7 protein-coding genes and 1 pseudogene are annotated in these 8,126 nt (G+C 49.2%); 4 read left to right on the forward strand and 4 right to left on the reverse strand.

Features of this window, described 5'->3' with window-relative positions:
* Together IQ268_RS31490 and IQ268_RS31495 are read left to right on the forward strand one after the other, a co-directional pair.
* A pseudogene (locus IQ268_RS31490) lies at positions 1-253 on the forward strand (hypothetical protein); the annotation flags it as partial.
* 410 nt (positions 254-663) lie between these two features.
* Positions 664-1,620, forward strand: a complete 957-nt coding sequence (locus tag IQ268_RS31495; RefSeq protein ID WP_193887345.1) for a CHAD domain-containing protein — start codon at positions 664-666, stop codon at positions 1,618-1,620.
* Positions 1,621-1,767: 147 nt separating this feature from the next.
* Here IQ268_RS31495 and IQ268_RS31500 read toward each other — a convergent pair whose 3' ends face one another.
* The gene (locus IQ268_RS31500) at positions 1,768-2,160 is read right to left on the reverse strand and encodes a hypothetical protein (RefSeq protein ID WP_193887347.1); all 393 of its coding nucleotides are present in this window, start codon (positions 2,158-2,160) and stop codon (positions 1,768-1,770) included.
* Positions 2,161-2,576: 416 nt separating this feature from the next.
* Here IQ268_RS31500 and IQ268_RS31505 point away from each other — a divergent pair, with 416 nt between their 5' ends.
* On the forward strand, positions 2,577-3,713 hold the full coding sequence (locus IQ268_RS31505; RefSeq protein ID WP_193887349.1) for a two-component regulator propeller domain-containing protein: 1,137 nt from the start codon (positions 2,577-2,579) through the stop codon (positions 3,711-3,713).
* On the opposite strand, the gene IQ268_RS31510 is transcribed toward IQ268_RS31505, so the two are convergent.
* The 3 genes from IQ268_RS31510 to IQ268_RS31520 all read right to left on the reverse strand — a co-directional run bounded on the left by IQ268_RS31510 (position 3,710) and on the right by IQ268_RS31520 (position 7,000).
* Positions 3,710-4,126, reverse strand: a complete 417-nt coding sequence (locus IQ268_RS31510; RefSeq protein WP_193887351.1) for a response regulator — start codon at positions 4,124-4,126, stop codon at positions 3,710-3,712. The genes IQ268_RS31505 and IQ268_RS31510 overlap by 4 nt on opposite strands.
* A gap of 148 nt (positions 4,127-4,274) precedes the next feature.
* Positions 4,275-6,476 (reverse strand): CHASE2 domain-containing protein, encoded by a 2,202-nt coding sequence (locus tag IQ268_RS31515; protein WP_228035903.1) that lies wholly within the window; start codon positions 6,474-6,476, stop codon positions 4,275-4,277.
* Between the two features lie 350 nt (positions 6,477-6,826).
* Positions 6,827-7,000, reverse strand: coding sequence for a hypothetical protein (locus IQ268_RS31520; RefSeq protein WP_193887353.1), 174 nt, complete (start codon positions 6,998-7,000; stop codon positions 6,827-6,829).
* A gap of 501 nt (positions 7,001-7,501) precedes the next feature.
* Here IQ268_RS31520 and IQ268_RS31525 point away from each other — a divergent pair.
* On the forward strand, positions 7,502-8,126 hold a 625-nt coding region (locus tag IQ268_RS31525; protein ID WP_228035904.1), incomplete at its 3' end, for a DUF3747 domain-containing protein.

The following is an 8,126-nucleotide window of genomic DNA, read 5'->3' on the forward strand; positions in this document are numbered from 1 at the left end:
CCCCACCTCCGACCCATTTGTGCAGGCGGTGCGGCTTGCAGAACGAGCGGTTGCAGATGGGCAAACGGCGGCATCGTCAGCAGATTGGCTCGACCTGGCATCTCGCTGGCAACGGGCATCCGATTTGATGAGTCAAGTTCCAGCACAGGATAATCGTTACACTACGGCTCAAGATCGAATTCAGCTATATCGCCAAAACAGTGAAGCCGCCCTCCAGCAGGCACAGCGACAGCAACCGTCCACTGAACAATAGCTTGTTGAACAACCAGACGTAGAACACCGGGCGATCGCAGCATGAGAGATGGTTGAAAACGCAGCAAATTGTCAGGAACTGTTTGAGTTGCACTCAGCACTTTAAAACATCCCTTGAACCATGCCGGAATGGATAGGCAGACGCTTTGTTGTGACGCGTTGTAATAAAGCAGAAAAGACCTGGAGAAATTGGCTTGCAACTCGTGTTTCCGGGCAAAAGTTCTGTCTTTAAGGTGGTGATACGTTGGGTTCATATCGGTCAAAGTATGATGAAGATTGGAATTTCTGTTATGAGTCTGAATGACGCAGGATTCCTAGCAGCAGTGGCTAACGGCTTACGCAGCAATTACTCGGATAGATGGGGTAAAGAACGTTCGCTTTTGCCGCTTTCACATGTTTAGAGAGCTTCAAATGGCATACCAACTCAAACCCAACGAACCTGTATCACGCGGAATTAAACGCATTGTGCTTGAGCAAATTGACAAAGCGTTAGAGCAACTCACAGGTAAAGCCGGAACATCAGAAGAAAAAGCGGTACACGAGTCTCGGAAACGATTTAAGCAGATTCGTGCTGTCATCCGATTGGTACAAGAGGACATTGGCAAAGCCACTTACAAACGAGAAAACGCCTGCTTTCGTGATATTGGTCGCCTCTTGTCGGATGTGCGAGATGCCCAGGTGCGAATCGAGACACTCGATAAGCTAACGGCGCATTTTTCAGAGGCGATCGCACCAGATCAATTTGCCAAGGTTCGGCAGACCCTCGAAGCAGATTATCGCTCCACTCAAAATTCGGTTCCAGCCGAGAATAATCCAACCACTTCAGCGATCGCCATGCTGAAGAAAGCCCGAAAGCGCGTCGATGATTGGCCGTTTCAACATGACGATTGGTTCTCCTTACAGCACGGATTGAACCAAATGTATAAACAAGGCAAAGAGGCGTTTCGGGTGGCTGGCGAACAGCCTACGGCTGAAAATATGCACGAATGGCGCAAACGGGTAAAAGATTTGTGGTATCACCTCAAGATTTTGCAACCTGTCTGGCCAGGAATGATGGCTGAACAAATCGAACAAGCGCATCTTTTGGCAAACGATCTGGGGGATGATCACGATCTGGCCGTGCTATGTGAGTTTGTAACCACTCAACCCAAACGCTTCAACAAGAAAGACAGAATCGATGAGTTGGTTAACCTCATCGGTTGTCGTCGAGAACAACTGCAAATGGCGGCTAAGTTGCGGGGACAACGCCTGTATGCAGAGAGAGCAAAGGCATTTGTCGATCGCATCAAAGCCTACTGGCAAGTATGGCAAACTGAAGCAGAGATGCCCTCTCCTAAAAAACCATCTTCGTTAGCCAAGGCCAGCTAATCCAAATGCTTAAAGTTGGATCACACGTACAGCCATTTTCATTTGCATTCACCACGCCCCACACCCATCCCGGCGAGACTGTGGCTGACTCGATTGAGGTTTAACATTCTCTAACGTCTTCCTGGCTGGGCTTCCTGAAACGGTGGGCTAAGATGGCGCTTCGGTAGAGGGCAACGGTTGGGGCACAAACTGAAGATTAGCAGTCACTTGCAACTCGTTAGACGCGATCGGTTGCAGCACGTTGGTGGCTTGAACCTGACGGGATTGTTCCAACCGAAATGCTTCAACTTCAGCCGCAATCTGAAGTGCCAGTTCCCGATCATCCAGACTGGGCGGTTGCCGTGGTACCCCCATGCGTTCAAATTCGGACACCACTTGATTGGCTAGTCTGTTGACTTCGTCTTCTAAAAGTTCTGCATTGCCTAGCTTGCGAACGATGCGACTGGCAACCTGATATAGCAGGGATTGAGTTCGTTCTGGATGGACTTCATGCATGTAAGCGTCAAAAACCTGTAACGCCTTATCAATCAGTTCTGGCATGAGGTTCACCTCCAAATCAATCGAATTAACTGACAAATCCAGGGTTCAGTTAGCCCATCTAGCAGACTATTTTCTGGTCATAGCAGAAGTCGTCTCAGAGGATTTTTGAAACGAGTAAATGGGCTGCATTCGTCCCTTTTCTGGTATTTCAAAGGGTCTTTAAAGTCCTTTTGCGCTCAAACAATAGCTTGATTTCAGCCTTTTTTCTGTTAAAACAAATGAATATTTCTAGCACGTAGTAAAAAGTGGATTCATAAATGTGTTTGTTTGGCGGCTGTGCGGGTATGCTGATGCACAACCCGAACCGAGATGAGCGTTAGTTTGCATCAGATCAACATCATTCTGGTTTACGATTCAGGCAACCTGGCGTTTCAGCCTCTTGATTCATCTTGTTCTTCAACGTTGCTCTGAGTATTATGGCTCGTCTTCCCATCTGCACCTTATTGGTTATTGGTTCTACCCTGTTTGGGGGAATTGAGGTTTCAGGCAAACGGTTTCTACCCCATCGTCCCGTGCTTGCAGCAAGCCACCCTGGTCAATCTACCTGGGACAATGCTGTGCCCCTGTCTGATGCGATCGCCCAATCTACTGCACCTCAACAAACCCCATTTTACGATACCCAACCGCCACCGCCGCGCATTGCGCCGTTACCCGACCAGCGCCGCTTAGACGATGTTCAGCTTGAACAAGACTACCGGGTTACGGCTCTCCAGCAAGACTACACGGGCAATCTATGGATCGGATCGTGGCAGGGTTTGGTGCGGATCAACCCCAACACCGGACAGGTACTGGCTCGTGTTCCCTTACCCAACACCAGAATTGGCAGTTTGGCGCAAGATCGGGTTGGTCGCGTTTGGGTCGGCACCTATGACGGGTTGAAACGGGTTGATTCCAGAACGAATGAAATTACAGCGCAAAACTTCACGCTGCCCTCCAATCGCGTTTTGGCCTTACAGATCGATCGACGCGGCTATCTTTGGGTGGGCACGGATCTAGGATTAGCATTAATTAGCCCAGATGAAGGGCTACTCATGACAACGCTTCGAGAGTTACCCGGCGTTAGCGCCAATACTTTAACACTCGACAACGAGGGACAATTGTGGGTGGGTACCCTGGATGGCTTAGTTCGGATAGATACTGCTAGCGCTCGCCCCCTTCGGCAACTGGGTTCTTTGCCAGGGCGAACGGTACAGGCATTAACGCTAGCGCCCGACGGCTTGCTTTGGGTTGGAACACCCAGCAGTTTACTGGTCATCAATCCAACAACGGGACAAGTGTTGCGATCGGTCACTCCCTTTCGAGAGCGCAACGTCACCACGGTGCAGTTCGATCAGGCTGGTAGCGTTTGGGTGGGTACCCATGACGGTCTTTACCGGGTGAATCCTTACAATGGCGCAATTATTAGCGAAACGCCCGGACTACCATCCAGCCGTATTTTGGCTCTTTCACCTGATGTTGGTAATAAAATCTGGGTGGGAACCAGCCAGGGACTTGGCTGGATCAGTCAAACCACAGGTGCCGCAACTGCCCACAGTATCTTTAACCGTCGCTAACCCAACAGGACTCGGCACGATGTTTGCCTGGACGAGAGATAGGCAACCGATTGAAACAACTCTGCTTCGATGGTGTTGGCCAGCATCTTTAAGCTCATGGGCTTGGTCAGGTAATGAGACACGCCGAGTTCACGGGCTTTTTGCTGTTCTCGCTCAAACGCATAGGCCGATACCACAATCACGGGAATGGATGCCCAAGCCGACTGAGAAAACTGCTCTAATAGTTCAAACCCACTGATGTTGGGCAGGTTAAGGTCGAGCAAAATCAGGTCAGGGCTAAACGCGGCGATCGCCGCGAAAAACTCAACGCCATCTGGCAAACCAAACACCTTGTAGCCTTGATACGTCAAAAATTCCTCGGTGAGTAACCGATGAATTTCATTATCTTCAACTAAAAGAATTCGTTTAACCATTGCCTGACTCAATCCCTGTAGGAATACTCTAGCCAAACAGAAAGCTACCAATTAAATAGTTTCAGTGAATGACATTGTGAATTTAGTAAACTTTGATACATACTTTCAACGTTGCTTCAGCAATCGGTAATCGCCTGTTTGGTAACGACTATAGCGTATCTTCTTTTGCGGAAAACTCGTAACGGTTTTTACCAGACTCCTTAGCATCGTACATCGCCATATCAGCACAGGTGATTAAATCATCTATAGTTTGACTATCTAAAGGATAGATACTAATGCCAATACTAGTGGTGATGAATACCACTTTTCCCTCCAAAACGAAGCTGTGCGACAGCGTATCGAGAATTTTTTGTGCGACTCTGGCAATATCCTGCTGTCCTGGAATGGCAGGCAGGAGCACAACAAACTCATCGCCTCCTAGCCGAGCTACCGTGTCACTGCCTCGAAGACAGCCCGTCAGCCGTTGGGCAACCGCTTTTAACAGCAAATCTCCAAACTGATGACCGTGAGAGTCGTTTACCAGCTTGAACCCATCCAGATCAAGAAACAAGAGTGCAACCAGGTGGCTGTGTCGGTCAGCCCAATTGAGCGATTGGCTGAGGCGTTCTTGAAACAGTTTACGGTTGGGTAATCCCGTTAGCGGATCGTAGTAAGCCATTTGAGTCAGGCTATCTTTGGCTTCCCTCAACTCTGCGTTTGAACGAAATAGCTCCGCTGCCGTTCGTCTTAATTCGTCTTCGATTTGCTTTCGCCGTGTGATATCACGAATGACCCCTACTAAGAACAAATTGCCAGCGGCATCTCGGTGCAGCGATCGCTTGGTTGCAATGGAATAGGTAACGCCGTTTGCATCCGTAAATTCCTCTTCACTTTCGTGTTCTCCGCTCTGGCTAAACGCCAACTCGTCTTGTTGCCAAAAAAAGTCAGCCTGCTGCGGGGAAAAGAAATCATGGTCTGTTTTTTCGATCAGTGCAGTTAATGGAAGGCCAACAAAGCGGCAGTAGGCTTCGTTTAACACAATCCAACGATGCCACTGGTCTTTAACAAATACCGGATCGGGAATTGAATTGATGATTGAATTCAAAAATTCTTTGGATTTCTTCAATTCCTCTTCCAGGTGGGCAATATAGCCTGTAATAGCGACCGCAGAGCCAAGCAGCCCCAGCAGGGGTGGCACCATTGGAATCCACCATCCGGCAATGAGAACGATGTAGCAAACTCCACCCAATGCAACGCTTGCTGCCAGCACAACGATCGCCGATCGTTCTGGAGAGCGAATTTCCCAGCACAGACAGGCACCCACCATCGTCCAACCCGTAATCCAGAGCCACTCGACAGCATGAGGCAGGACCTGCACGAGCGATCGCCCTTCGGTGGCTGCATTCAGCAGTTGACTGATAAAACTAGCATGGAGTTCAACGCCAGAAATCGGTTGAGCGTTGCCTCTTAAGCTGCTGCTATAGGAGGTGTAGAAGTAATCCTTGAGGCTGGCCGCTGTCGAACCAATTAAAACGATGCGATCGCGCATCAGGGACGGTTCCACCCGGTTGGCTAGCACCTCGCTGAGGGTTACTTTTGAGAACCGAGCCTCGGGATGGCGGGGGGATGCCAAAATTTGGTAACCGCCCGTATCCGTTCGCACATATCCGCCGTCACTCGGTTTCAACGGACGCAACACGGATTGCCCAAACTGTAGATATTTAGGCTGGTTTGGCAACGGATGAAGCGCAATGCCCTGCGGTTTAAGATACATCAACGCCAGATTCAGGGCAAAGCTGGTGCGTACCCCTCGTTCGGTATTCCAAAACAAGACGGCTCGCCTCACCTTGCCATCGACATCAACTACAACATTGTTGAACCCAACGCGATGGTTTTGCTCAAGCACATGAGAGGGGGAAACACCAACACTCTCCGTATCTTCAATTTTTTCAATTCCAATCAGGTTGGGCATACTGGCGAACACTTGATCAAGCTGTTCCTGTCCTGAACCAACTGGAAGATCGCGATAGATATCTAACCCAATTGCCCGGGGTTGATATGCCTGAATTTTGAGCAACAGTTCAGCCATCACTCCATCTGGGATAGGCCAGCGCTGAACCTGACTGATGTCGTTGTCATCGATGCTGACAATGACAATTCGCTTGTCGCTAGAACCTAAAGGCTGCAACCTGAAAAGTTGATCTAACGCAGCAAGTTCGAGGGATTGCAACGCTCCTACTAAACGCAGGATGACAATGCACCCTGTCACGCTGGTTGCTGTCAGTAAAACTCTGCGCTCTTTGGCAAACCAATGGCTCAGTCTGATGCCTAGACGGGTTAACTTGCTCCCTGGCTGCGTAATGAATTTCAACAGTCCAGTCCTCTTTGACAGCACTATCTAAGCTTGATGGCGAGCATGGCATGTTGCTAATGAAATGACGCAGGAACCATCTAAACAGTTGTCTGAGTATCAAACGTTCTATCCATCCCTAAAATGGCTAACCTGATGCGAAGCTTCCTCCAAAGCTTGATTTTACGTGACCAGTACTCAACGGCTGCCATTGAATCACTGTTAAAGTGCCCAGCAGTACCACGCAAATAACGATACAGTTCGACGAACTGTACGCTTAAAAATTGTCAGGGGCGTAGCTTACACCGATTTTTGCATAGGTGCAAGATATCTGGGTGCGATGGAGTGCCGTGGAGAGCCAGCGCAATAAATTAAGGCTTAACTTGCCCAAAATGCGACCACTGGATCTGGACGATCGGTTGTGGGGAGCCCTGGCTGATCAATCTAAGATTTAGCCGAAAATGACCTGAGACCAGGGCGATCGCAACTGTGATGGCGATCGCATTTAGTGCAAAGGCCGCCTTTTGAGAGGTTGAGCGTGCCATAGTGATGGATCAGTAGTAGATGTCTCTCTATATAGAATGCCCTCGCAGGTATAGAATGCCTTCGCAGGTAATATGAAGTTAACTGTCTGGGTTAGCCTTGGGCATACTGTAATCGCTTCATGAATGATCGCTTCAAGACTTTCATAAATGAGCAAGCAAAGCCCACGTCATTTAAGCGTGGAATGTGACGTGGATACTTTTAAGTACCGTTATACTCATGTGTGAAGATAACCAAACGAATTTATACGTTGGGCACAAGAAGCCCTATCTTTATGTCATACAAGCAACATGGACTTTTGCGTGATGTGGAAAGTTGCAATGATGCGTACATGACTCAGCTATAACGACCTGTAGTCTCAACGACAATGCTTTACAGTTGCAGGCAGTGTAGTCAGAAGTTTTACGGTCATCCCACTCATTGCTTAAGCCAATGAGGTTGAGCGATCGCTCAAGCATTCGTGAATTGCCTTAGTATTCGCTAGAAAAATTTGAGAAATGGTTATGCGCGCATCTATTCGTCGATATGCAGTGACACTAGTCGCTATGGCTAGTTTTGGCACTCTTTTTGCATCTACCGCCGTCTCGCAAGCAACCTTTGGACAGCGAGAAGTTGATCAGTCAACCTTTGCGGCGATCGCGGCTCCACGAGGCACAACGGCTCATCAACTGCTGATTTTAGAACAAGTGTCCAATGCTCGCCCCTGCTGGAGCGAATCGGGCAGCAATCCTGTTTTGGTCGATCCACTGCTGCTGACGTTTGACTTCACCGGGATTTGTGGTCGTAGCACCGACAGCAACGGCTATTCAATTCGAGTGAACGGGGAAGATTTGGCGTTGCAATACAGTTTGCGGGTCGTCAACCGCAACAATGATTTGGTGTTGATAGGAGCACCGAGCAATCGCAGTCAACCAGAACTGCAAATTGCCAGGGCTAATGGATATACGCAGAATTTCGCCAAACTCACCTTAAATCCGGGTTGGCGTTTTACCAAGCGCACCTTTGGCGATCGCGTCCTGGGACATGTTTACCTCACCTTTGAAGGCACGCTGCCCACTCCCAGCCCCTCGCCTTCTCCGACCACACCCAGTCCCAGCCCCAGCCCCAGCCCAACGCCCAGCCCCACAC

Origin of the sequence: Oculatella sp. LEGE 06141 (assembly GCF_015207605.1) — a bacterium.
Lineage (GTDB): Bacteria > Cyanobacteriota > Cyanobacteriia > Elainellales > Elainellaceae > Oculatella.